Annotated in this window: 18 protein-coding genes; 9 read left to right on the top strand and 9 right to left on the bottom strand. The window is 43.2% G+C overall.

Going from position 1 to position 23,136, the window contains the following annotated elements:
* Nucleotides 1–147 precede the first annotated feature (147 nt).
* The 4 genes from BSZ04_RS17040 (at nt 148) to BSZ04_RS17025 (ending at nt 6,224) form a co-directional block, all read left to right on the top strand.
* Complete coding sequence (locus BSZ04_RS17040) at nt 148–912, top strand: ABC transporter ATP-binding protein (protein WP_088880948.1); 765 nt, start codon at nt 148–150, stop codon at nt 910–912.
* Nucleotides 913–924: 12 nt separating this feature from the next.
* Nucleotides 925–1,809 carry an ABC transporter substrate-binding protein gene (locus BSZ04_RS17035; RefSeq protein WP_088880947.1) on the top strand — a complete coding sequence of 295 codons (885 nt, stop codon included), beginning with the start codon at nt 925–927 and terminating at the stop codon, nt 1,807–1,809.
* Nucleotides 1,809–3,785 (top strand): Fe(3+)-hydroxamate ABC transporter permease FhuB, encoded by a 1,977-nt coding sequence (gene fhuB, locus BSZ04_RS17030; protein WP_088880946.1) that lies wholly within the window; start codon nt 1,809–1,811, stop codon nt 3,783–3,785. The genes BSZ04_RS17035 and fhuB overlap by 1 nt, the downstream gene beginning before the upstream one ends.
* Nucleotides 3,786–4,001: 216 nt before the next feature.
* Complete coding sequence (locus BSZ04_RS17025; protein WP_088880945.1) at nt 4,002–6,224, top strand: TonB-dependent siderophore receptor; 2,223 nt, start codon at nt 4,002–4,004, stop codon at nt 6,222–6,224.
* Nucleotides 6,225–6,268: 44 nt separating this feature from the next.
* Here BSZ04_RS17025 and BSZ04_RS17020 read toward each other — a convergent pair whose 3' ends face one another.
* The 4 genes from BSZ04_RS17020 to BSZ04_RS17005 form a co-directional block, all read right to left on the bottom strand.
* Nucleotides 6,269–6,817: an MSHA operon transcriptional regulator gene (locus tag BSZ04_RS17020; protein ID WP_010447727.1), complete on the bottom strand. Its 549-nt coding sequence runs from the start codon at nt 6,815–6,817 to the stop codon at nt 6,269–6,271.
* Nucleotides 6,818–7,080: 263 nt separating this feature from the next.
* Nucleotides 7,081–8,853 carry an ABC transporter transmembrane domain-containing protein gene (locus BSZ04_RS17015; protein ID WP_088880944.1) on the bottom strand — a complete coding sequence of 591 codons (1,773 nt, stop codon included), beginning with the start codon at nt 8,851–8,853 and terminating at the stop codon, nt 7,081–7,083.
* Nucleotides 8,854–8,855: 2 nt separating this feature from the next.
* Nucleotides 8,856–10,595 carry an ABC transporter transmembrane domain-containing protein gene (locus BSZ04_RS17010; RefSeq protein ID WP_088880943.1) on the bottom strand — a complete coding sequence of 580 codons (1,740 nt, stop codon included), beginning with the start codon at nt 10,593–10,595 and terminating at the stop codon, nt 8,856–8,858.
* Between the two features lie 318 nt (nt 10,596–10,913).
* Complete coding sequence (locus tag BSZ04_RS17005; protein WP_088880942.1) at nt 10,914–11,405, bottom strand: type II secretion system protein; 492 nt, start codon at nt 11,403–11,405, stop codon at nt 10,914–10,916.
* 516 nt (nt 11,406–11,921) lie between these two features.
* Between BSZ04_RS17005 and BSZ04_RS17000 the strand changes: the two genes are divergently transcribed.
* The gene (locus BSZ04_RS17000; RefSeq protein WP_088880941.1) at nt 11,922–12,401 is read left to right on the top strand and encodes a YehS family protein; all 480 of its coding nucleotides are present in this window, start codon (nt 11,922–11,924) and stop codon (nt 12,399–12,401) included.
* Between the two features lie 557 nt (nt 12,402–12,958).
* On the opposite strand, the gene BSZ04_RS16995 is transcribed toward BSZ04_RS17000, so the two are convergent.
* Both BSZ04_RS16995 and BSZ04_RS16990 read right to left on the bottom strand, forming a co-directional pair.
* Nucleotides 12,959–13,576 (bottom strand): deoxynucleoside kinase, encoded by a 618-nt coding sequence (locus tag BSZ04_RS16995; protein WP_088880940.1) that lies wholly within the window; start codon nt 13,574–13,576, stop codon nt 12,959–12,961.
* A gap of 78 nt (nt 13,577–13,654) precedes the next feature.
* Nucleotides 13,655–14,572, bottom strand: coding sequence for a viperin family antiviral radical SAM protein (locus BSZ04_RS16990; protein ID WP_088881625.1), 918 nt, complete (start codon nt 14,570–14,572; stop codon nt 13,655–13,657).
* 128 nt (nt 14,573–14,700) lie between these two features.
* On the opposite strand from BSZ04_RS16990, the gene BSZ04_RS16985 reads away from it, so the two are divergent.
* Nucleotides 14,701–17,385 (top strand): ankyrin repeat domain-containing protein, encoded by a 2,685-nt coding sequence (locus tag BSZ04_RS16985; RefSeq protein ID WP_088880939.1) that lies wholly within the window; start codon nt 14,701–14,703, stop codon nt 17,383–17,385.
* Nucleotides 17,386–17,979: 594 nt separating this feature from the next.
* Here BSZ04_RS16985 and BSZ04_RS16980 read toward each other — a convergent pair.
* Together BSZ04_RS16980 and BSZ04_RS16975 are read right to left on the bottom strand one after the other, a co-directional pair.
* Complete coding sequence (locus BSZ04_RS16980) at nt 17,980–19,323, bottom strand: sodium/glutamate symporter (protein WP_088880938.1); 1,344 nt, start codon at nt 19,321–19,323, stop codon at nt 17,980–17,982.
* A 427-nt stretch (nt 19,324–19,750) separates the two neighbouring features.
* Entirely contained in the window at nt 19,751–20,629 is an 879-nt protein-coding gene (locus BSZ04_RS16975; RefSeq protein WP_088880937.1) for a LysR family transcriptional regulator, read from the bottom strand.
* A gap of 103 nt (nt 20,630–20,732) precedes the next feature.
* On the opposite strand from BSZ04_RS16975, the gene BSZ04_RS16970 reads away from it, so the two are divergent.
* Nucleotides 20,733–21,020 carry a putative quinol monooxygenase gene (locus tag BSZ04_RS16970; RefSeq protein ID WP_088880936.1) on the top strand — a complete coding sequence of 96 codons (288 nt, stop codon included), beginning with the start codon at nt 20,733–20,735 and terminating at the stop codon, nt 21,018–21,020.
* A gap of 11 nt (nt 21,021–21,031) precedes the next feature.
* Entirely contained in the window at nt 21,032–22,009 is a 978-nt protein-coding gene (locus tag BSZ04_RS16965; RefSeq protein ID WP_088880935.1) for a Gfo/Idh/MocA family protein, read from the top strand.
* Nucleotides 22,010–22,099: 90 nt separating this feature from the next.
* On the opposite strand, the gene BSZ04_RS16960 is transcribed toward BSZ04_RS16965, so the two are convergent.
* Nucleotides 22,100–22,786, bottom strand: a complete 687-nt coding sequence (locus BSZ04_RS16960) for a DNA-3-methyladenine glycosylase I (RefSeq protein ID WP_162531069.1) — start codon at nt 22,784–22,786, stop codon at nt 22,100–22,102.
* Between the two features lie 86 nt (nt 22,787–22,872).
* Here BSZ04_RS16960 and BSZ04_RS16955 point away from each other — a divergent pair, with 86 nt between their 5' ends.
* Nucleotides 22,873–23,067, top strand: coding sequence for a hypothetical protein (locus BSZ04_RS16955; protein ID WP_005433953.1), 195 nt, complete (start codon nt 22,873–22,875; stop codon nt 23,065–23,067).
* Nucleotides 23,068–23,136: the final 69 nt, after the last annotated feature.

Below are 23,136 nucleotides of genomic sequence, written 5' to 3'. Positions count from 1 at the left end.
ATGGTTTGCATTTGTATCTTCGCTGTTATATAAAGCCAAGCTTATTAATCGTTTTGTTGAATAAAATTATAAAACGTAACGGGAAGGTAGACGGCAAAGCGAAGTTTCACCAGCCCCGAGACGTAAATAGGATTAGGTGAAGTAGGGATGTTAGAAGCCAAGGCACTCCAATTCGACATTGACGGTAAGTCTCTGTTGAAAGCATTTGATTTGACGTTTGAAACTGGAAAAACGTACGCGCTTGTCGGACACAATGGTTCTGGCAAATCCACACTTCTTAAGCTGCTCGCTCAGCAGCAACCATACAGTGATGGCGATATTTTGCTGCATGGTGACAACATCAACCGTTTATCTGCAAAGAAATTTGCCCAGCACATCGCTTATCTCCCTCAACATTTACCGATGACCGACAGCATCTTAGGTCGAGATTTAGTGAGCTTTGGTCGTTACCCCTGGCATGGTTTGCTCGGCAGGTTGAGTGCGAAAGACAAAACCATCGTGGAAGAGGCGATGGAAATGACAGGAACAACCAAATATGCCGATCGCCTTGTTGACACACTTTCTGGTGGTGAGCGTCAACGCGTGTGGCTAGCGATGCTACTCGCACAGAAAACCGAATATCTGTTGCTTGATGAGCCGTTGTCTGCGCTCGATATTAGTCATCAGGTCGATATGCTTTCTTTGATCTCTAAACTCAGTAAAGACCTCGGCTTAGGAGTCATCATCGTTTTGCATGATATCAACTTAGCTGCGCGCTTTTGTGATGAGATTGTCGCACTGCATCAGGGTGACTTGATAGCACAAGGCGACGTTCAACACGTATTTACCGAGCCGAAGTTACAACAAATCTATGGCATTGAAATGCGTATTTCTGACCATCCTGCTGGGTATCCAGTAGCGATGCCAAGCTAAGTGGGGTCAACAATGGATTGTAAACCACTAATTACTTGGCTGAAGCGAGCCGTTTTGGTGACGAGCCTTGCTTTCCCTTTATTTGCTCATGCGGTGGATCAACCGTCATCACAACGAGTGATGTCGGTAGATTGGACACAGACCGAAACCATGCTTGCTCTCGGTGTTGTTCCGGTCGGGGTTGCACAAGGGCAAGATTATGATGCGTGGGTGAAAGCGCCAATGTTGCCAAAACAAACGAAAGATGTCGGTTTAAGAACGCAACCAAACATCGAACGTATCTACGAGCTCAACCCTGATCGTATTTTTATCGCCCCTTACTTTTCTGCCATGGAAAACCGATTAGCAGAAATTGCACCTGTTACTACGATAGACCTTTACGGGCAGGGAATCACTGATTGGTCGGTGTTGACTCAATTTACACGTACTTTCGGCAAAGAGCTGGGACGAGAGATTGAAGCTGAAACGTTTATTGAACAGTCAGAAGCGCAGCTTGCCTCGCTCAAGCAAAAAGTCGATCAAGATTCAGCCCCATTATTAATGGTCCAATTTATGGACACTAAACACGTGCGTGTCTTTGGCGAGAACAGCTTGTATTCCCAAGCGATAAACAAGCTCGGCCTCACTAATGCGTGGACGGAAGAAACCAATAGCTGGGGCTTTAGTATGGTCGGTATCGACAAACTCGCGGGAATAAAAGCGCAGATCGTCATTGTGGATCCGCTTCCTCATGGTGGAGAACAACAGTTGGCTCAGGACCAATTTTGGCAATATATCGTAGAACAATCAGGTCATCCGGTTATGCGCGTTGATCCTGTCTGGAGCTTTGGTGCAATGCCCTCTGCGGTTCGCTTTGCTCATTTAATCGCTGCGGCAAAAGAGAAGGGGCACTTCTAATGAGAGCTTTTCCTTTATCCTTAGTGATCTTACTTTCCCTGTTTACGATGTCGGTTGGTGCACTACATCTGAGTCAAACCACCGCCTTTTCTATTGGTTTCGCAAGCCTTTGGCAACCTGACTTCCAGTCGATAAATTCTGTGCTTCTTCACTTTAGCTGGTGGCCACGCGTGTTTACGACGGTGATCTCTGGAGCAGGCTTGGCAGTGGCTGGCGTATTGATGCAACAGGTTCTACGTAATCCGTTGGCATCACCTACGACTTTAGGTGTCGCGAGTGGGGCGAACTTTACGCTCATGCTTGCCACGCTATTCACACCTTGGATGCTAGACTTTTCCGCCAACTTAGTTGCTTTGGTCGGCGGTGTTACCTCGATGGGGTTAGTGATGCTGCTGTCTTGGCGACGTGCACTCTCTCCGACCGTTGTTGTCGTTTCTGGCTTGGTGATCAACTTATATTTTGCCTCTCTGAGTACGGTCATTTTGATGATGAATACGGAGAAGCTCAATGGGCTCATGATCTGGGGCGCTGGCTCCTTAGTTCAGAGTGGCTGGGATGATTTCAGTTATCTTGCACCAAGAGTTGCCATTGTTGCGCTAGTGGCATTTTTGTTTGCTAAACCTTTGAGCCTTTTGGAGCTATCAGAGCAAGGTGCAAAAAGCTTAGGTGTGTCGCTCGCGAAGCTACGTTTTGTTTGCCTTGGCTTAGCGGTGCTTATGACTTCTTGGGTTGTGGCGACGGTGGGCATCATCGGTTTTATCGGTCTTGCTGCACCAGCAATCACACGCTTGATTGGTGTGCATAAGATTCAACACAAGCTTTGGGTTTCAATGTTGATTGGTGCAATGCTTTTGACCCTCACCGATTTAGTGATTCAACAATTACCGGGTTTGATGGCGAGTTTCATTCCGACTGGCGCGGCGACGGCGGCGTTGGGCGCACCATTGTTACTTTGGTTACTACCTCGATTATCACAGAAGACGCAAGGGCATACGCAAACCGTGCTTACTCGTCACTCAGAGCGCGTCAACAAACTCAACAAACACGCGATCGCATTTACTTTGTTGATCATCTTGGCGGCAGTCGTGCTCTTCAGCACCGTTTCAGTTCAGAACCAAGGATGGACATCGCTATTCTCTACCCATGAATGGCTATTTTTGGAGTGGCGCACACCTAGGCTTTTAGCTGCGGCGATGGCCGGGGCGATGTTGGCGATTGCAGGAACCATGATTCAGCGACTAAGTGGCAACCCGATGGCGAGTCCTGAGGTGATTGGTATCAGCTCAGGAACTGCAATGGGGTTGATCATTGCTATGTTTACGGGCGTCGGTGCATCGGTTGTGACTTTGTCTATTGGTGGCTTGGTTGGTGCCTTGCTGACGGTACTAATCATTGTCTTGTTGAACAGAAAATCTGGCTTCCAACCCGAGCGAATCTTGCTGACAGGTATTGCCATTACTGCACTCATGAATGCCATCCAGAGTTTTATTTTGGCAACGGGTGATCCACGCAGTTATCAAGCATTGGCTTGGTTATCTGGCTCGACGTATTACGTGTCGATGGACTTGCTGCTGCCGCTGGCACTGTCTGCCTTTGTGTTTATTGGTTTGAGTTTTGTCTGTGTTCGCTGGTTAGATATTTTGCCGATTGGAGCTTCTTCTTCCAAAGCGCTCGGCATCAAAGTTGACCGTTCTCGTGCCATTTTACTATTGCTTGTGGCTTGTCTTACTGTCAGCGCGACCTTGGTTGTCGGTCCTATTAGTTTCGTCGGTTTACTTGCGCCACATTTGGCACGTTTGTTTGGCTTTAATAAGGCATCGCAACACATGTTGTGTGCGGCCTTGCTTGGCGCTGGTGTGATGTTATTGGCTGATTGGTTGGGCAGACAGGTGCTTTATCCGCAAGAGATCCCAGCAGGATTGATGGCGTCTCTAATCGGCGGTTTATATCTGATGTGGGGACTACGTCGACTGTAACGACGATGTGTGTTCCCTCAATCACATACCAAAACAATAAAAAATCTATGACTGGGTGAGCGCTCTCATCACCCAGTTTGTGATGCTCGCAAAACACGTTCTGTGTTTTTGCATTTAAGGAAAATCAGTGGTTATGCCGGAACCAACCCGTTGAGTTTGTCTATTGGCTCAATGCATAGAGGTTGGAAAGGTTGCCGACAAAAAAGGAGAAAAATGATGAATCGGCAGTTTATGCTAACACCCGCAGCAGTGGCTATTGCGATGGTGCTAGCAACCCCTCAAGTGCTTGCTCAAGAAGATGAAAACATCGTCGTAATTGGCCAACAAGAAGACAGTGCCGTTGGCCCTGACTTTAGTTATCTTGGCGCAAAAAGTCGCACTGCGACAAAAATGGATTTAGCGATCAACGAAACGCCACGCGCTGTTTCAGTTGTGACTCGTGAACAGATGGATGATCGTGCATCAATCAGTGTTTCAGATGCGCTGCAATATACGCCAAGCATTCAAACCAATTACTTTGGTGAAGACAACAAACAAGACTGGTTTATTATCCGTGGCTTTAAGCAGGCTAATAGCGGCTTATATCAAGATGGAACCCGTCTGTATTCATCTGGATTTTACAGTTGGCAGATTGACCCGTTTGCACTAGAGCGAGTGGAAGTGCTACGTGGTGCTGCCTCTGTGCTTTACGGTCAAAACCCACCAGGTGGTGTTATTAACTTGGTGAGTAAACGTCCTCAGTTTGATGCTGGCTCTGGTCAGGTGTCTTTGGAGTATGGTTCTGAAGATCGCAAACAGATTTCTCTGGATGTGAACTCAGAAGTGAACGAGAAGCTTGCTGTTCGTGTGCAAGGTTTGGCACGAAAGAACGGTACACGTGTTGATGGCGTCGAAGCTGAGCGTTTCCTCGTCGCGCCGTCACTGACGTACAAGTTCACCGACGCGTCAGAAATTACTTTGCTAACCAGTTACCAAAAAGATGACTCTGACCCATATCTGCAGTTCCTACCTGTTGAAGGAACATTGAAGCCAAACAAAAACGGCAAGATAAGCGATAGTCTCGCGGTCGGGAACACGGATTGGGAAACGTTTGAGCGTGAGCAGGTATCGGTTGGTTACGAGTTTTCGCACATGTTCAACGACTCGACTTCTTTTGTGCAGTCGACTCGCTACAGCCAAATGGATGTCAAGCTACAACAAATGTATTCGTACGTTTATGCGGCTGACGTTCCGGGGTTAGGCCCATTGCTCGACCCGTTGAATGAACGTAAAAGTATCCTACGTGCTGCCAGTACAGAAGAGGGCTCTTCTGATGCATTCAATATTGATAACCGCCTGATGCACAACATGCAATGGGGCAGTGTTGAACACAACCTCATGGTTGGTATTGACTACCAGATGGTCAGTATTGATGGTAAAGACTTTGCAAGTGACCCATTAGTGGCGGATGGTAACTCCATCTTGAATACACCAATTGGCATGTTACCAGACCCACGTTTTGATGTGTTCAACCCAAATTACTCAAATAATGTTTGGTTGCTAGATCCAACAACGCTTCAACCATTGACTGACGCGGACAAGCAGCGAACAAAGGTTGATAACGAGCAGCTTGGCATCTATCTACAAGACCACATTTTGGTCAATGACAAGTGGGCCGTTCTTCTTGGTGCGCGTTATGATGATACGAGTAATGAAGTTCACAATGTAACGACAGGCTCTCGAACCAAAGTGGATAACGAAGAGTGGACGTTTAGCGTAGGCACTGCCTACATCACGGATACTGGCTTCACACCATACTTTAGCTACTCGCAGTACTTTGATCCTATTATTCAGCAAGACAGTGCAGGTAAGCCTGCGAAGCCAGAAAGTGGAGACCAATTTGAAGTGGGTGTGAAATACCAACCACGTACCTTTGATGGCTACTTCAATGTTGCCGCTTATCAAGCAACAAAAGAGAACCTAGCTCGAATCCACCTAAATCAATTAACTCAAATTGGTAAAGTGGAGAATAAAGGTATCGAACTTGAAGCGGTTGCTAATGTGACGCCGTCACTAACTCTACTTGGCAACATCGCGTATGTCGACTCGGAAATCAAAGAAGACGTGAATGCAGCGTGGGTAGGGAACTCACCATCTCAAGTTGCGAACACGGTATCATCTGCTTGGGCACATTACCGCTTCCTAGAAGGGACGCTTGATGGCTTAGCTATGGGGCTAGGTGCGCGTTACACGGGTGAATCATACGGTGATAACACGGAAACACTTAAAGTGCCGGGTTACTTCTTGATGGATGCCACTGTGAGCTACCGTATTGGTGATTACAAACTGCAAGTTGCAGCCAAGAACCTAGCGGACAAAGAATACGTCGCAACGTGCGATGGTTTCTGCTGGTACGGCGACCGCCGTAATGTTATTGCAAGTTTAACTTACGATTGGTAAGTGCTAGCACAAAATAAAAATCCCCCGAACTGTCGGGGGATTTTTTAGAAATTAGCTTTGCGTACGTAATGAGGGTTTTTGTATTTCTTTTCTGGGCCAAAGTTACTAACAACCAGCTTGTTCCAGAGAGTTTTGTCAAATTCGCCTTTAGGGATGGAAGGGTAGAGTGTTTCTTCTTCTTCCCGAGCAAAGTTCATATATTGCTTTTTCTTTATCTGGTTGTATCGCTTCGCAATCTGATTGTGTTTTCTTACCCATTCCGCTTTGTATTCGCGCAGAACTTTCTCGCCTTTCTCTACATCCATTCGCGATAAAAAGAGTCTTTTATAAGAAACTTTTCTATCTAGCATCGTACGCATCACAGTCTGAATATATTTACCGTGATGGGTGATGGTGATGTCATTTTCATCGATAGGCGTTATACACCAGCCTTTGGGTAAAAAGTCTGGTTTTTTAAACTGCTTATTTCGTTCCATCAACACCTGATGCAATACAAGATCAGAGGTGCCACGAAACGTTTTTTGCCACTTCGCAATACGAATTTGTAATGATCCGGGCAAACGATAGATATTAGTAAACTTATCTTGGTCCATGGACTGTAGTCATGACTCTATTTAGTAATATTTAAGATCGCCAAACCAAAGCGTCGGCTAGGGTGGAAGTTCCGGGCCGTATATGAATGGTTGACTTGTTATTTAGCGCGATTTTACAACGAGCGGGCTCAAAATAGCGAGGGGTTATGTCAATAATAGGTAAGAAATATCAAAATTGTTGAAAATATGAAGAAAATGACTGAGCCTCGCTTGCCTAATTTACGTTAGGTTCACAAGGCTCAGGATAATTAAAAAGAACGAGCTTAAACCGCTTCCTCCAACCACTGTTCCTCGCCTTCGAGTTGCTGGATATGGCGATTTGCCTGTTGTAGTTGGTACATTTGAGCGTAACGTCCCTTAAGTTTTAGCAGTTCGGAGTGGGTACCTTTCTCAACTAAATCACCATGATGCAATACCACGATTTGATCAGCATCTAAGATGGTTGATAAACGGTGAGCAATAACGACCAGCGTCATATCTTTACGCAACACTTCTAGGCTCTTTTGAATCAGTGCTTCAGTACCGGAGTCAATGTTCGCCGTGGCTTCATCCAAGATGAGTACCTTAGGCTTCGCAACTAACACACGCGCTAATGCAAGAAGCTGCTTTTGGCCAGCTGATAGGTTTGTTTCACCTTGCCCAAGAGTTGTATCTAAACCATTTGGGTAACGACGAATTTGCTCCGAAAGCCCGACTTTTTCTAACGCATCCCAAATCAATTCATCTTCTACCGCTCTACCCAATGAGATGTTCTCTCGTACGCTCGCTGGCAGAATGTGTGGGTCTTGCTGAACCATAGCAACGTCTTTGCGAAGTACATCTTTTCCTAGGGATTTCAATGGGCGACCATCAATCAGCAGTTCCCCACTGTTTGTTGGATAGAAGCCCATCAGTAGCGAAGCGAGTGTGCTTTTTCCGCTCCCCGTATGACCTACCAGCGCAATAAAGTCCTGATGCGCAGCTTGTAGGGAGATGTCCTTTAAGACGTGTTGCTTGCCATCGTAGCTGAAAGTGAGATTACTTAACTCAATCGCGCCCGTTTGTAGTGGTTTATGGTCGTCACCGTAGCTCTGTTCTTGTGCGTCCATCAACTCAAAAACACGCTCACTCGAAACTAATGCTTGTTGAAGTAGCGCAAGTTGCTGAGTCATTTCAATGAGAGGTTCAGTTACTCTACCTAAGTAGCTTATGAAGGCGTAAAGAACACCGACACCAATCATCTCGATCCCGTTAAAGCCAAAAATGGCTACCAGTGACAGCAATGCGAGACCAGCCAGAAGATCCATGAGAGGGCGTAGCAAGAAACCATTGAGTCGAATCACTTTCTTTGATGCGACGAGATGGTTAGCCGTCAACTCGTTGAACTGCTTATTGAACCGTTCTTCCTGCTGCATAAGTTGGATGACACTCATGCCCTGTATAGACTCGCTTAAGTTCGCGTTAATGTCGGTTAGCAAATCACGCATATTGCGGTAATTCTCTGTACTCAGCTTTTTAAACAGGTACATAAAGCCAACCACAATTGGAAGAAGAATCAGGACGACTAATGTCAGCTTCCAACTCATGTAAAACATCACACCAAGCATGACTAAAATCATCACAACGTTTTTGACCACCGTTGCGATAAGTAACTCGTAAAACTGCTGCAGAGATTCAGTATCGTTGGTAATACGAGAGACCAACTTTCCCGCAGGTGTGTAGTCGAACGCAGATAAAGGCTGTTTGATTACGCCAGAAAACGTCTGTTTACGGATGGTTTTGATGATATTGGTTGCAACAATACTAAACTGCAAAGATTGAAAGTAAGCAAAGGTTGCAGCAATAACCTGCAGACCAATATATCCAGCCGCTAAGGTAATCAAAATTTCTTTGGTGTAATCCCCTTTCGTAATATGCTCATCGATAAAGTATTGAATCAGCCAAGGGCCACCTGCGTTTGCTAACGCAGCGATAAACAGCAGCAACAAGCCTTTAATCATAGGTTTCGGTTGCTGAAGAGGGTAAGACAACAATCGTTTGAATGTACTCTGTTTCATGGTTACTCCTCCATTGCCTGTTCGAGTTTTTGGTATTGGTACATTTCCGCATACCACCCTTGTTGTTCCAGTAGAGCCTGATGTTGACCTCTTTCCGCGATGTGCCCATGGTTCAGCACCAAAATATCATTGGCGGCTTCCAACGCTGTTAAGCGATGTGCAATTACGATCAGTGATTGATCTCGATAATGTTGCTCAAGGTTCTTCAGGATCTCATGCTCTGTGCGACCGTCTACCGCAGATAGAGCGTCATCGAGAACAAGAATATCCGCGTTAAGTAGCATTGCTCTAGCTATCGCAATACGTTGCTTTTGACCACCAGACAAGGTGATGCCTTTTTCACCGACTTCAGTTTGGTAGCCATCAGGAAACTTCTCGATATCGTCATGGATACATGCGTATTTTGCCGCTTGATAAACTTCTTCTTTCGACGCCTTTGGGTTGCCTAATGCGATGTTGTCATAAATGGTTTGCGAAAAGAGAAACGGGCTTTGGTTGACGATAGCAAATCGACTACGCCAATCCGAAAGAACAGCATCTTTGATTGAAACGTCGCCAAACTTAATTGCTCCGTCGTTCAGCTCATGTTGTCTGAGTAGCAAAGTGAGTAGCGTTGACTTGCCACTACCAACGGCTCCCGCAATACCAAGCATTGTTCCTGGTTCAATAACACAATGCACATTGGTGAGTGCTGGTGGCAATTCTGCAGACCAGTGGAAAGATTCAATATCAATGTTAAGCGGCAGAGGTTTATCGCCAAGCGGCTTATGACCACTGGTGATCTCTGGCTTCTCATTGAAAATTTCTTCTAGGCGATTCCAAGCCGCAGAGCCACGCTCCAAGATATTGAATAAGAAAGCAAATGCCAGCATTGGCCAAATCATGAGGCCGAGATACATGGTAAACGCGGTTAAATCACCTAATGTGATGTCTCCTTTATCCACCAAATATGCACCAACTGCCACACTGAGGAAAAAGGACATGCCGATGGTGATTTGGATAGCAGGGTCGAACCGAGCGTCCGCGCGTGCGACGGCAATGTTTTTACTTCCCGTATCATCAACAACATCTTCAAAACGTTTCTGCTCTTGGTCTTCCAAGCCAAAAGCTCGCAACATCCTTACGCCATTAAGAGACTCTTGAGTCATGTCAGACATAGTGGAAAATGCTTCCTGAGCGATACGAAAACGCTTATGCAGAATGCGAACAATAAAGAAGATCATTACTGCAAGAAATGGCATAGGTAGTAAAGCCATAACGGTGAGTTTCCAACTGATTTGCGTCACCATGATGATCAGTACCGCAACCCCAGTAATTAACGAATCGGCTGCGGTTAACACACCTTCTCCAGCGGTCATAACGATGTTACGGACGTCGTTAGTTCCGCGTGCCATAAGGTCGCCCGTTTTGAAGCGCTCAAAGAACCGAGGAGGCTGAGTTGAAAGGTGACGGTATAAGCGATTTCGCAAAATGGTACCGAGCTCCCAACTGGCACCAAATAACCAAATGCGCCATAAAATGCGGCAAGCATAAATCGCAAAGAAAAGCGCAATTAATCCACCTAACCACAATAGAAGGGTTTGCGTTGTCATCGTTTGTTGGACAACACCATCGACAATAAGACCGACCGCTTTGGGTGGAATGAGCTGAAGCGCGGAAATGACGGCAAACAGTAAGATTGAACCTACATAGTGCTTCCATTTGAGTTGGAAATACCAACGCAGCTGCCAAAAAATCTTCATCGCGCCTCCTGCTTTAAATTATTGAATTTTTTATAAATCTAATCATTCATTATTCGAGATAATAATATGAATACAAGCACATTCTTTCGCTAAATCATAAAACAATACAATCTATCGGATCGCCATAAACGTTACGGAGAAAAATGTGATCAATAGCTAAATATGGAGGGGGTTTTGGATAAATGTGAAATATTTGTTTAATGCGTGAAATAAAAAGAAACAGTATACCCAAGCATCTCGTGGTTACTTGGGTATAAAAGTGTGGGAGGCTTCCGGTTGCCTTTATATGATTAGTCCAGCTATTTACTGCGATTGAGATTAACAGTCCTCGGTTTTTATATCGTATGAAAGAGCACCGCCCGCTTGTGTGGGGTAGTACACTTCGACATAACAAAGGTTGTGCCGGCTTACGGGCTTGTTGGCGAAGCCGATCAAAAAGTAGGGCTCGTTTGGCGAGTCTTTACCGTACCATCGGTTGATGGTGAGTTGCGGGTCAAAGCCAGCTAGGTCTTTTGCTGCAAGTACAAACTTGATCAATCCGAAATATCCAACCACATCGTTGCGACCGTCGTTATCAAGATCAATATTTTCAGTTGCACCGCCATCAACATGTTCTTGGGATTGTAAAACGGCTTTAGCATAGACTTGGTCATTGGCGGTTCGCAACGCATCACGCGCACCGACAAGAACCGCAATACGAGCATCTTTTTGGATACTGAGAAAGCGAGGAACGGCAACCGTTCCAACAATCGCCAAGATGGTTATTGTCACGACTAAACCGATAAGAGAGAAACCTCTAGCTGCAACCATATACTGCACCATTTAAGTGGATTTTTGTGCAACTATTTTCATTTCAATGCAGGGGAGTGGTGGTATGAAAAAAGCATTAGAAAACATGACGGGCTTAGGGTTTTTGAAAGTCTGATGTGAGGTCGTTATCTTGAGCTAGGGCATGGCCGAGAGAAAGCGGATCCGATTTATCCGAGTTGTAGTTAGATGAGTCAACTTGATGTGATCCACAAAGAACAGGCGGGCTTTTCTAACTTATTTTTGCCCGATTCCTTGGCAGTAACGTTCAACCTCACAAATCACAGAGAGATGGTTTGAACTACTTTTTCTAATCAGCATAGTGTCTATGAAAGTGGGGTCTTACCAATTTCGCCAACTAGTTCGAATAGACCGTCTTATCTCCATTTTTTAACCTACCGAAGAAACGTGTTCTCTGTTAGAGTCACCGTCAACTACGCTATTGAATAAAGACACCCACAGATCGCATGTAATTGATGGATTTTTATTCACCCTTAGAACTCATTTTAGGAATCCCTAGTGACTAACAACGAAATTTTACGTCGTATCCAACACGCGTTAAACCTTAAAAACGCACAGATAATGAAAGCTTTCGGGCAGGCCGAAGCCACTGTGGCTCACGATAAAGTGGCAAACTGGTTAAAAGATGAAAGCGACAAATCTAGCGTTAAGATGAAGGATCAAGAGTTAGCGGTATTCTTAAATGGCTTTATTAACCTCAAGCGAGGCAAAAAAGACGGCGAGCAACCTAAGCCAGAAGTCGCGTTGACAAACAACATGATTCTCATGAAGCTGCGCATTGCGCTAGACATGAAAGCAGAAGATGTGTTGGACGTATTAGAAGTGGTTGGTATTAGTTTAAGTAAATATGAAATTGGTGCGTATTTCCGCAAGCCAAACAACAAAAACTACAAACAGTGTGAAGACCAACTGCTGTGCGACTTCTTAAATGGTGTGCAGTTTACCAATCGTCCCGATTCTGAAGAGTTTACTGGGTAATTTTTATCTCGAATCGAACGTGGTAATTGATTAAAAAAGCGAGGACCATTTCATTTGGTTACTCGCTTTTATCATGTTAAAGACCGATATTAGAGCTTCACAATCACGTCTACTCCTTGTCTCTCTTCAGTAGATACCTATCAAACCACGCTGAAATCTGGTCGGCTTTTAGAATCAAGAAACACACCGCCCCCTATGATCCTACCAAGACAAACCCAAGCTAAAACCTTAAGCCAGTTAGGGGCATCTATTCTGGTCAAGCTATTCTAGACACCTTGTAGTGATTCACTAAAACTGACCATGTATATAGAGTTTTTCCATACTTTTGGTCATGCGAGCAGGGATCGCGACTGACGCCATCAGTAACACGAATTTTGCCCCTTTATGAGTTTACGCAATAAATTGCATTTTAATCTAGCCAGGATCTCACCTTACATTTGCTTCTGTCGGCTCACGGAGCAGTAGTCCTCACTTTCTTCCGAACATAAGTAGAAACGGCTTTCTTTACAAGTAATTTGCGTCTGCATATTCATGCAATATCACCGAGAGGTATTGAACTAGAAACTGTACAAATTATTCCCTCTCGAAAGAACGTGCTCTACCTGATCTTTCATTAGTTGGTAATTTTCTTCTACCGAACGACCATATTTTTCTGATGTATCGACCTCTACAATTGGAATGTCAAACCATTTAAAAACTTTGTGATATGCTGATTCAACACTATTATTTTTCGTAACTGCATCGCCGTACCACTGAACTGTGCCACCTCTGGCTTCTATTCTGTTGTTTATTGTTTCAATATCGGCCTTAACAAAAATTATCACTTCTGGGAGAAGTATTTTGTTATTAATTTTAAGTGTGTCAAAAATATTTTTTACAATATCTTCTCCAAGCATAATTGTTTGGTAAGCCAAAGTTGAAAATACATATCTGTCTAATATGAAATTTTCATCGTTTAATACTTTAGAAACCTCGCTACTATTCAATAAGTTATTTAACAAAAAAAATAGAAATGCACTCTCTTTTGACTCATAGGAGTCAATGACCTTTCTTAGGTCATGAGCTTCAGGGACTACCGCATTATGAACGATAGTATTCATTTCTTTCGCATATAGAGAGCTTAACGTTGTTTTTCCACACGCATCTAACCCTTCAAAAACGATAAATTTATTCATTTGTTCCTCATCTGATATTTTGTCATAATTTATAGTTCCTATAATAAGGCATCTGGTTTTATTTTCTTTCAGTAGGTGTCATGAGATTTTTACAATGTCTATATTAGTCTCTTTATATCTTGAAGCAAATGTAATTGGATTAAACTCTATTTGAGAAAGGGCTTTTTCTACACCACATGAGTTAATGCAGTCGCTGTATTTATACCGAGAATTATTGGTGTTGTTTTGGTAAAAGCAACCCTCTGGACTAATCATTAAGTATGATTCTGTCATAGTAGAGTTGGACTCAGGGTACATAGGTAATCCTAATCCAATATGTCTTTGAATAAAATTATCGAACTGTTCTTTGGAAATTAGTAGTTCATTATTGCCATAAGGCATAGCCTGTAATACCTTCCATTTGTATGGCTTTAGACTAGAAATTAAATTAGAGAAATCCTCTTCCCAATTAAGACTGTTAATTACAGTATTTATCTTTGTTTTGATTCCTGTTTGTGACTGTGTGAGACTCGTTAAAGCATGTTTTAAATCATTAACACCAAAAGAGTTCCCTTTTCGATCGTTTCTTCCTATTTTCATGCGTGTACTTAAGTACTGGCTGTCAAAGCTGATTCCAATCATGTCTAAAGTATCTTTCGGCAAAGGTGATTTTCCATGAATTAGGTAATGTCCATTAGTTATGGTTGAGGTTTTAAATCCTTTTTGTTTTGCAAGAACCAAAGCAGTAATGAACGTGTTTCCTAACATCATTGGTTCCCCTCCTGCAAAGTTAAGACGAACACTTTCGTATCCCAGTTTTTCTTTTAAGACTGGAGTGCCTTTGATAAAGTAGTCTGCTAGCTTATCCAATAAGTTAGCGATTGCCTGTTTTGAACGATGGAGTTCTTTGGGGTGCTCCCATTTTGCAAAGCAGTATTTACAACTGTAATTGCAGACTTCTGTCATGTGCCAATTGATTACCAGTTCTTTTGTTTTTCTAGTTTGTACTGTTGTCATGCTTTTATTCTCAGGTATTAAGATGGCTTCAGTATGATAAAATCGGCTTTGTAGAAAAATGAAAACCAACATCCCCCCCCATCAAATTTCTTTTTCTAACGGAAAACGAAACAATAAAAGGACATTCAGTGGCTACTTTTCCAACCTTCGAATCGGTACTTCTTCAGATTGCTAAAGCGCTTGGCGCTAATGGTCATATGACTTCAAAATCTAAAACCAAGTTTAAGTATGTCGAGATGACGATGGATAATTTATCTAATACTTGGGAAAGTATTTTGGGTGATATAGCGGATGCTTTAGGGCTTGATGAAAGAGCAAAAATAGATCTCATCTCTAACGTTGCGAACGATTACTTGATGCATAAGAGAGTCGAGCTTGATGTCTATTCTTCAAAGGCATCACAAAGAAAAATCGTTTGGCATTATTTAGCCAGGTTTATCATACCAGCTCTAGCGAGACATTCGGTATTTTGGCAAATTGAATCAAAAATGGATGAAGGTATGCCTGGCGGGCGGTTTTGGTATCTTCCAGCCGTAGATTCTCCGACTGAACCTACACAGCTTCTTCTCCCTGTACCGCAAGTTTTGAATTGGCTCATCGATTTGATTCAAAACACCAATACATCTATCGCTAATAATATAGAAAACGACCTAGATATTTATGATGAACACGGCACAGTATTGAGAAATCTTTACAATTGGCAAAAAGCCAAGAGTACCCCTGAAATATCAAGTATCGAGAAAACGTTTTCGGACGAAGTGAATATACAGTTTGGTGGCTGTTTTGAGCCTGATGAAAAATCTTCGCAATTTGAACAGGCTCTAGAATTTATTGAAAAAAAAGGTTTGTCTTATGATGACTTACAGCATGAAATAGATATTTCTTGTGAAGACTTAAAGCGAATATTAAGGATTGAATGCTCAGCAACTGATCAGCAAGATTTTGTACAGAAACTAAAAATACGATATCAGGCTCCAAGCCCTAAAGTGATACGTATGAGGTTATTGATAGCCAGAGCTACTCAAGAGGGATATGAGCAATTAGTTAAGTTTTTAACACCTAAGGTCGATAAACTAACTTTTGACTTAAATGAAAACAAAACACTTCAGTTAGTTGAACTTTACAACTATGTATACAACCTGACCTTTATGGCTCATATTAAAAATAGAGGTTTAGGTGAGCATGAGGAAAACAAGTATTTTGAAGAACAACTTCCTTCTTTTTTTAGGTACGATTTATTACGAATTTTTACCTCACACAATGAGCACGATATCCCATGGAGTACTTTAGATAGGATTAATTGTATTTTTAGCCGTTCAGGAGAAGAAGATATATTAGATAATGTCTTTCCTACCTCTGAGAATGAATATAGAATAATGTGTAAACTTATAAAAGAAGAAGGTTATTGTTCAAATAATCACCTTATGCGTAGAGATATTTTGATAGATAAGCTAAAACAAAATAAAGCACCATTTAAACAATTACAGGATATTGATGATTTTGAGGTAGTATACGGGGCTAGAATTACTCAGGTGAATCAATATTCAAATCCTAATATAGGTGACATGATTGTTGAAAGGTTAAAATTTCTAGAGTCCACACCTACTGAGTCTATGAAACGAATATTATTTGAACTAGAAAATCACCTTCTCCTTAAGAAGTTTGGTTCAAAAACCCAAGAAAAAGTATCTGCTTTACTCGATGAGGCGAAAAACTGTGATGATTATGAATTTTCAAAAGCGAATATACTACGTTATGAAGCACTTCATTATATTGCACAAAATAAGCTTAAAGATGCAGAAAAGAATCTTAATTTGGCTATCGATGAATGTAAAAAATACAGCTTTGGAAAGTTTCGAGCATTCTTAGCTAGAGATGCATTTGCATTGGCTATAGCAAACCAAAAACTCATTCCTAATAATCACGAAAAGTACTTTAGAGACATGTACTACTGGGGAGGTCTGAAAAGAGAATCTAATATTCATGACGTTTCTCGTGAGTTACATGAGTATTTTTGGGAAAAGTTGTATAAATGCTATCCTAGCTATAAACCACTATTTTCTTCTTGTTCTAGCGATGTGGAAAAATTTAGTCGTGATTTCGCAGAGTGTATAAAAAATGGACGTTCTATTGAGCGAGTACTTAAAAAACACATAGCTTTAAAAAAGAAACAACTGAAATATCCACAGTCAGATAGCATCATTTTGCTAATGATGAAGATGAGCTATGAAATGCGTGATAAATTAAATTATTCTAACCAAATGGTACAAATCGAGATTGCCAATGAAATTAGTAGTGTCTTTAGTGCGATGGTTACAGGCGTCAGGAAAATCATCGAATTATGGCCAGAAATCGTTAATATAACTGACTTTAAATTCCAGACACCTTTGATGTTCGCTGCAAACAACAGAGACTATCAAACGGTAGAAGCATTACTAAAAGCAAACGCAGATCCAAATCTTCAAGACTTCAAGGGTAGAACAGCCCTTCATGCAGCAGCAGCTAGTCGATGCTTAAAATCAGCTTATCTCATACTAGAGTATGGTTGTAATGCAACGTTAATTAACGAAGAAGGTGCAACAGCACTACATACGGCTACTCGCATAGGCGATCTGCCTATAATTGAACTATTAATTGAAATGAGACCTGAGCTACTAAAGATTGAAGATTCAAAAGGACTCATACCTGAGCAATTGGCCACAGAAATTGCCAATAATCCGCTAGCTTACGACGTTCTCAAGAACTATCTCTTGTCTAATGGCCGTAGTATTGTCAGACACGAGACTTATAAGAAAATCTTAGAGGTTTTTTAATGGTAGATTTAGTTATAAGCTTCGATTTGAGTTGAAATTTATTTCAGGGTACTAGTATTTTTAAGGATGATCTGCATGCTATGCTGAAAAAGTGCATAACATGAATCTAACACAACAGGTTGAAGATTGAAGTTTTGTCCATAATCTTGAATCTCAGGAACTGTGATAGGCAGTGCCTGATGATGCTTTTGGAAAATAAAAGTTATTAATAGGGTGAAATTAGTCCGTCGGTGTCAAATTAAAATGTCCAGATATAAGTTAGTGCTTTGCTTCAATCTAAAAGATATTGAGCTGCGATTAAATGCTTTCTTCGCGGCTGCACCTTCCTCAATTTAATTCAAGCCCACCTATTCCGTTAAATATCTCATTGATGTGCGAGCTGCTCTGAGCCTTATGAGAGCCTTTGGATGTGTATTCATATAGGTTTGCGAGCTAAAGGGAGAGTGGGTAGTGGCTTGAGGAGTAGTTAACATGGGTCTAAGAGCTTGAGAGCTTTTTAGGGCTCAAAAACGGTGAAACTTCGTTGGTAGGTATAGAGAAACTAATTCCTAAAATAGCAAAGCCCAAGCAACGGTGTGGCTTGGGCTTGGGAGTTTATATGTTATCTGTTACGGCCTGTGAGCCTTGTTTGAAAACAAAACGCCAAATGAAGAGAACCATGGCTATGTAAGCTAGACCAACGCCAAGTGCTTGCCAGTGCATGCCGTTATACATCGCGATAGGCATCAAAGAGATGATGAATATGTCAGTGATTGAGCCCGGAACGTAAGCGATGGCGTAATCATCAAGTACCTTGCTGCGCATTTTTGGATCAACAATGCGGAGTAGGGCAATACCCATGGCAACCGTACCGGTTAACCAACCCCAAGAGAAAATGCCTTTCTCAAACCAATCGTCTCCCATGATGCGTGGAGCCACCCAAAAGATTAACCAAAGCGTGAAGCAGACGCCGCCAATTGCTAGTACCACCATAGGCATTAAGTACTGAGCTAAGACGGTAATCTTGATTGCTGAGATACCAAAGATAATCAAATAATCGGTACTGATGCCTGCTGCGTGTTTGAATGCTCCGTCACACAGGTAGCGTGAAGCCTTGGTTTGTTTCGCGATGATTCGCACTAGCATGCCGCCAAGAAAGCCAGTTACAAACGTCGGGATTTGCACCTTATCGTGGAAAGAAGACAAGTAGTTGGCTGCGACATAAGAGAAAGCGGTTACTACAACCACTAACGCAGCGTGAATCGCGAAAGAATCAACCGACAGTGAAGACATGGTGTCTTTCATTACCGGTTCTTGATCATCCGGTTTAACAAGGCCTTTGCGTTCGTGTTCGTCCATGCTGTCGAATGTGGTAAAGCTACGAATCCAACCCATCTTCAATGCGAACTGCAGCATGAGCATGCCCACAGAAATCGAGATGAAGATACCCACGGTTGCGAAGGTTAAACCAAGCGTAAAGCCATCTTCCCAGCCAAGTCCTGTGAAGATTTCACCAACAACAGAAGCTGAGCCATGTCCGCCCATAAAGCCCGCAGACATTGTCACGCCAAAACCCGGATTAATCTCTGGCCAGAAGAAGGTCGTGATCGCGAGACCAAACATTGCAGCAAACAACCACTGAGAAACAGAAGCGATTTGGTTGAATGCCCACAATGAGCCAGCGCGTTGTGCGACGGTTTTAGGTGATGGAACATCCGTTGCCAGACCTAACGCAGAAAAAAGTGCAGCAGTTAACAGGCTTGCGTTAGCGGTAAAGGTGTCGGTCCAAGGCAGTACGTTTAGCAGGGCTGGTCCGAAAATTAGACCGAACAATCCTGCGAGAACCGCCGATGGAATGTACATACGTTGCAGTAATGGCGTGTGAACGCGAATGACTTTTGCCAAAATCAATAGTAAGCCAGCGATGGCTAAGTCAGTCAGCATTAGACCTTTAGGCATCTTATTCTCCAGAAAATGCACTCAAGGGGTAGCGTCCTTGTGACCAACCTTGATTGAAAAGTAACTCCCAACGAAAAAAGTCACATACGTGACCAAAAGAGTTGAGAAATCAATGTCGTTCTCATAAGCAAAGGAATGTGCTTATGCAGTTTGAAATGAGTGTAAATGTCGTGATTGCGCACGAACTTGAAGAGAAATTAGATTAAATTTCTCAATGTTATTTTGATAGTTCACTCAGGAAAGGCGGCAATCCTAGTCACTTTGTTAGAGCAATGCAATTGATGGGAATCAACAAATTATGTCTATTAAATGTACGTTTCTTCCTAACAACATGAAAAATAAAGACAATTAACGAGAAATAATATTTGTTATATCGACAATAAAAGTTGATTGAGTGGTTAAGTTATCGCCGCTTTGTCAGGGGGCGTTACGGATTCACATGAGAAAGAACGAAATCGACCAAGGTCCGATTTTTAAGGGAAAGCTGTTTTGAACGGTAAAGCAGGTGGATCGGCTTTGGCTTGGGAGCATGTTGCTGGAGAATTTCCACCAATGTGCCAGATTGGATTTCTTGTTCAACTAAGATCTTTGGTTGCAGCAGAACGCCAGAGCCTTTTAACGCGGCAAACTTCAGCACATCACCATTATTAGACGTTAATCGGGTGTTGCGGTTTCCAAAGGTATTAGAAGGCATGTTGACCACTTGTTGGCTTTCCCCTTGATGATAGTTAAAGCCCAAACAATGATGATGCTCTAAATCTTCAAGTGACTGGATAGGCTTATGCTGCTCAAGATAAGAGGGTGAGGCGCAATAAGTCATGTGGTATTCACCCAGCTTTCTTGCGACTAACGACGAATCGACTAACTCTCCGATTCGAATAATCACGTCTGCTTCGCTTCGATATGGGTCGATCAAATTGTTATCCAACATCAGCTCAACGTTCAAATCGGGAAATTCTGCTAAGAAGTCAGCCACGATGGGTGCAATCACTCTTTTGCCATAAGTGACAGGGCAGTTAACTTTTACCGTTCCGGTTGGACGGTTGATCAGCGTCTGGATCAGGTTCTCTGCGTTGGTGATGTCTTCAATAATGCGGTGGCACTCTTGATAGTAAAGCCTGCCAGCTTCGGTCAGGGACTGTTTGCGCGTGGTGCGATGAATCAGTTGTGTACCTAAGCTTTGCTCAAGAAAGCTCACGTGCTTGCCAACCATGGTCGGTGAAATATCAAAGTGGTGTGCGGCGTTACGAAAGCTGCCATGTTCGACCACGTAAGCAAAAACTTTCATGCTTGTTAATTTGTCCATTGCACACCCAGAGTTGATAAAGAAATAACTAAAGCAGAGTTTATCAATCATATGAGGTTAATTACAGTGGCGGAATGATTAAGAATGGAGAAAGAGAGCCATCATGAGCGAGACGATTTTTGTTACCGCCGAACTAAAAATGAATGCCGATAAGCCAAGACAACAAGTGGTTGAAGCCATTGAACAATTTTGCCTTGATATGCAGAGCGAATCAGGGTGTTTACAAGCGAATGCGACCTACGATTCGAAAGAACCACAACGTGTGATTCTTTGGGAGCGATATGAAAACCGTGCCGCGATTGAAGCGCATTTTGCTATGCCGCATACACAAGCGTTTATTGCGGCTGAAATGGCGGAGTTAGTCCAAGCATTCGAAACCCAGGCTCAATAGGAGACGTGAACATGAAATGGGGCATTTTAGGCACAAGCTTTATCTCAGGTGTCATGGCTGAGGCAATCCAAGGCGATGACAAGAGTGAGTTGTACGCGGTGGCTGGGCGTTCGGAACAGAACTTGAAGGCATTCGCTGAGCAATATGGTATCGAGAACACGTTCAACGATTACGATGTATTGATTGCCGATGAGCAAGTCGACATTATTTACATCGCACTGCCAAATCACCTTCATCATGACTTTATCGTCAAAGCGGCTGAGCAGGGCAAAGCGATCCTGTGTGAGAAGTCACTTTCGGTAGATATGGAAAAAACCGAGCTGGCACTTCAAGCAGTAGAAGCGCACAAGGTGTTCTTTGCTGAAGGCTTAATGTATTTACATCACCCGTTGATCAGCGAGTTGGTTTCGGTGCTGAAATCGGGAGAGATTGGTGAACTTCGCTCGATCCATACGTCTTATATCGCGTCGATTGCACAGTTTGTTAATCCAGACAGCAAAGGTGCTTTGTATAACTTAGGCTGCTACCCAATGTCTTTGGTGCACTTGGTGGTGAAAACCATGTTAGGTGAGCAAGCTTTTGAGAACCGTTCTATGACAGCGATTGGCCGACGAGGTAACGATGGGAACATCTGCGAGTCGAGCTTGATGATGCAATTAGGTGAGCAACAGACGGCGAGCGTACATACTGCAGAAGATCATGGATTGAAACACCAGTTCACCATCCTGGGTAGCAAAGGCTGTATTACGTTAGACTCGAACCCATGGCTACCAACCCTAGATAACCAGTTTAGTGTGGAAATTTACGAGACGTCGAAGCGTGAAGTGTCTGTTCCAGCGGCAGGGGATGCTTTTTACTATCAAGTGCGCAATATTCGCCAAGCGGTTGAAGCAGGGTGTACATCGTTAGAGAACCCTTGTGCAACATGGGAAGATTCTCACCGTATCATGCAGCTACTGACGGAGTGGGAATCACTGGCTTCAAAGTAAGCCTGTGTTTAGGTGAAGTAGACCAATGAACATAAAAACGGCGCACTAACAATGATCAGTGCGCCGTTTTTATTTTGTGCTCAGTCTGGATTAAATACGGTTGTCGCCGGTGCTGAATGCAATGACTTGACTGATTTCAGTCAGACTTCTTCCGCTTTCTTGCTGCCATTGAACAAAGGCTTTGTTGGTTGCATCGAGCGATTTCTTAGTATCTTTTCCGCCTTCAATGATCTTGCAATTACGCAGGTAAGCCTCGACGTCGCTAGACAGGATGAAGGTATCAACGCCCATCTGGCGCAGTGTGTAAGGTCCAGTATTTCCGCCTAAGCGATTACCGCGTTTCTTCAAATATGCCCACAAGTCGGTGACTTTTCCTTGTGGCCAATCTGCAACCATTTTGCCAAACGAGCCGTATTCGATTTTTGCTTCGTGGATCATACGAGCGTTGGCAGGGATCGACATGACTTTGGTGAGGTGGCGAATGATGCGTTTGTCGGTTGCTTTGGTTTCCCATTGTTCATCAGACAGCATCAATAGCGGCTCGATTTTAAAGCCGAAAAATACCTCTTCGAAGTTCGGCCACTTGGTGCGAACCACACTCCAAGAAATGCCACTTTGGAACACCTTCATCGAAAACGCCGCTAGCCAACGGTCATCAGGAATTGCGGCCAGTTCTTCTTTGCTTAGTGGGTGAGATAAAAGCGCTTCAAGTTGATCTTCACCACCTTTACGCTCGGCTGCGCGCTGATAAATCGCGTCAAATTTTTCGATACTCATAAAAGAAGTTAGTCCTGATTTATGTCGATATTTGCGAAACATACTACGCTTAAGTGGCTGAATCGTAAATTGATGGAGTGTCACAAATGAAGAAGGTCACATTAACGTTTGTCGGGGAAGGTTCGGATCGTATCGCAGAAAAATTCTATGCGTGGATGACCGATGGTGGGTTAGAAGACAGCATGATTGAGAATTTATCTGACCGTGAATTCTCAGTTGTCGGCATCACTGATATGGATAATGAAACGCGTGATGTGGTAATCAATACGGAAATGAACTAACGAGTCGTCTTTGGTCAGCAAGTAGAATCAGATAAAACAAAGCCCTTCACGAGAAGGGCTTTGTTGCGT

The organism is Vibrio rotiferianus, from assembly GCF_002214395.1.
GTDB lineage: Bacteria > Pseudomonadota > Gammaproteobacteria > Enterobacterales > Vibrionaceae > Vibrio > Vibrio rotiferianus.
This window is presented reverse-complemented; position numbering and strand designations above follow the sequence as displayed.

What these genes read in the sequence shown, in the direction of transcription:
- BSZ04_RS17010 (WP_088880943.1), bottom strand. Translation starts at nt 10,595, where the DNA reads ATGAAGATTTTTTGGCAGCTGCGTTGGTATTTCCAACTCAAATGGAAG.
- BSZ04_RS16995 (WP_088880940.1), bottom strand. Translation starts at nt 13,576, where the DNA reads ATGAATAAATTTATCGTTTTTGAAGGGTTAGATGCGTGTGGAAAAACA.
- BSZ04_RS17020 (WP_010447727.1), bottom strand. Translation starts at nt 6,817, where the DNA reads ATGGACCAAGATAAGTTTACTAATATCTATCGTTTGCCCGGATCATTA.
- BSZ04_RS16970 (WP_088880936.1), top strand. Translation starts at nt 20,733, where the DNA reads ATGAGCGAGACGATTTTTGTTACCGCCGAACTAAAAATGAATGCCGAT.
- BSZ04_RS16975 (WP_088880937.1), bottom strand. Translation starts at nt 20,629, where the DNA reads ATGGACAAATTAACAAGCATGAAAGTTTTTGCTTACGTGGTCGAACAT.
- fhuB (WP_088880946.1), top strand. Translation starts at nt 1,809, where the DNA reads ATGAGAGCTTTTCCTTTATCCTTAGTGATCTTACTTTCCCTGTTTACG.
- BSZ04_RS16965 (WP_088880935.1), top strand. Translation starts at nt 21,032, where the DNA reads ATGAAATGGGGCATTTTAGGCACAAGCTTTATCTCAGGTGTCATGGCT.
- BSZ04_RS16960 (WP_162531069.1), bottom strand. Translation starts at nt 22,786, where the DNA reads ATGAGTATCGAAAAATTTGACGCGATTTATCAGCGCGCAGCCGAGCGT.
- BSZ04_RS17025 (WP_088880945.1), top strand. Translation starts at nt 4,002, where the DNA reads ATGAATCGGCAGTTTATGCTAACACCCGCAGCAGTGGCTATTGCGATG.
- BSZ04_RS17005 (WP_088880942.1), bottom strand. Translation starts at nt 11,405, where the DNA reads ATGGTTGCAGCTAGAGGTTTCTCTCTTATCGGTTTAGTCGTGACAATA.
- BSZ04_RS17015 (WP_088880944.1), bottom strand. Translation starts at nt 8,853, where the DNA reads ATGAAACAGAGTACATTCAAACGATTGTTGTCTTACCCTCTTCAGCAA.
- BSZ04_RS17040 (WP_088880948.1), top strand. Translation starts at nt 148, where the DNA reads ATGTTAGAAGCCAAGGCACTCCAATTCGACATTGACGGTAAGTCTCTG.
- BSZ04_RS16980 (WP_088880938.1), bottom strand. Translation starts at nt 19,323, where the DNA reads ATGCCTAAAGGTCTAATGCTGACTGACTTAGCCATCGCTGGCTTACTA.
- BSZ04_RS16955 (WP_005433953.1), top strand. Translation starts at nt 22,873, where the DNA reads ATGAAGAAGGTCACATTAACGTTTGTCGGGGAAGGTTCGGATCGTATC.
- BSZ04_RS16990 (WP_088881625.1), bottom strand. Translation starts at nt 14,572, where the DNA reads ATGACAACAGTACAAACTAGAAAAACAAAAGAACTGGTAATCAATTGG.
- BSZ04_RS17035 (WP_088880947.1), top strand. Translation starts at nt 925, where the DNA reads ATGGATTGTAAACCACTAATTACTTGGCTGAAGCGAGCCGTTTTGGTG.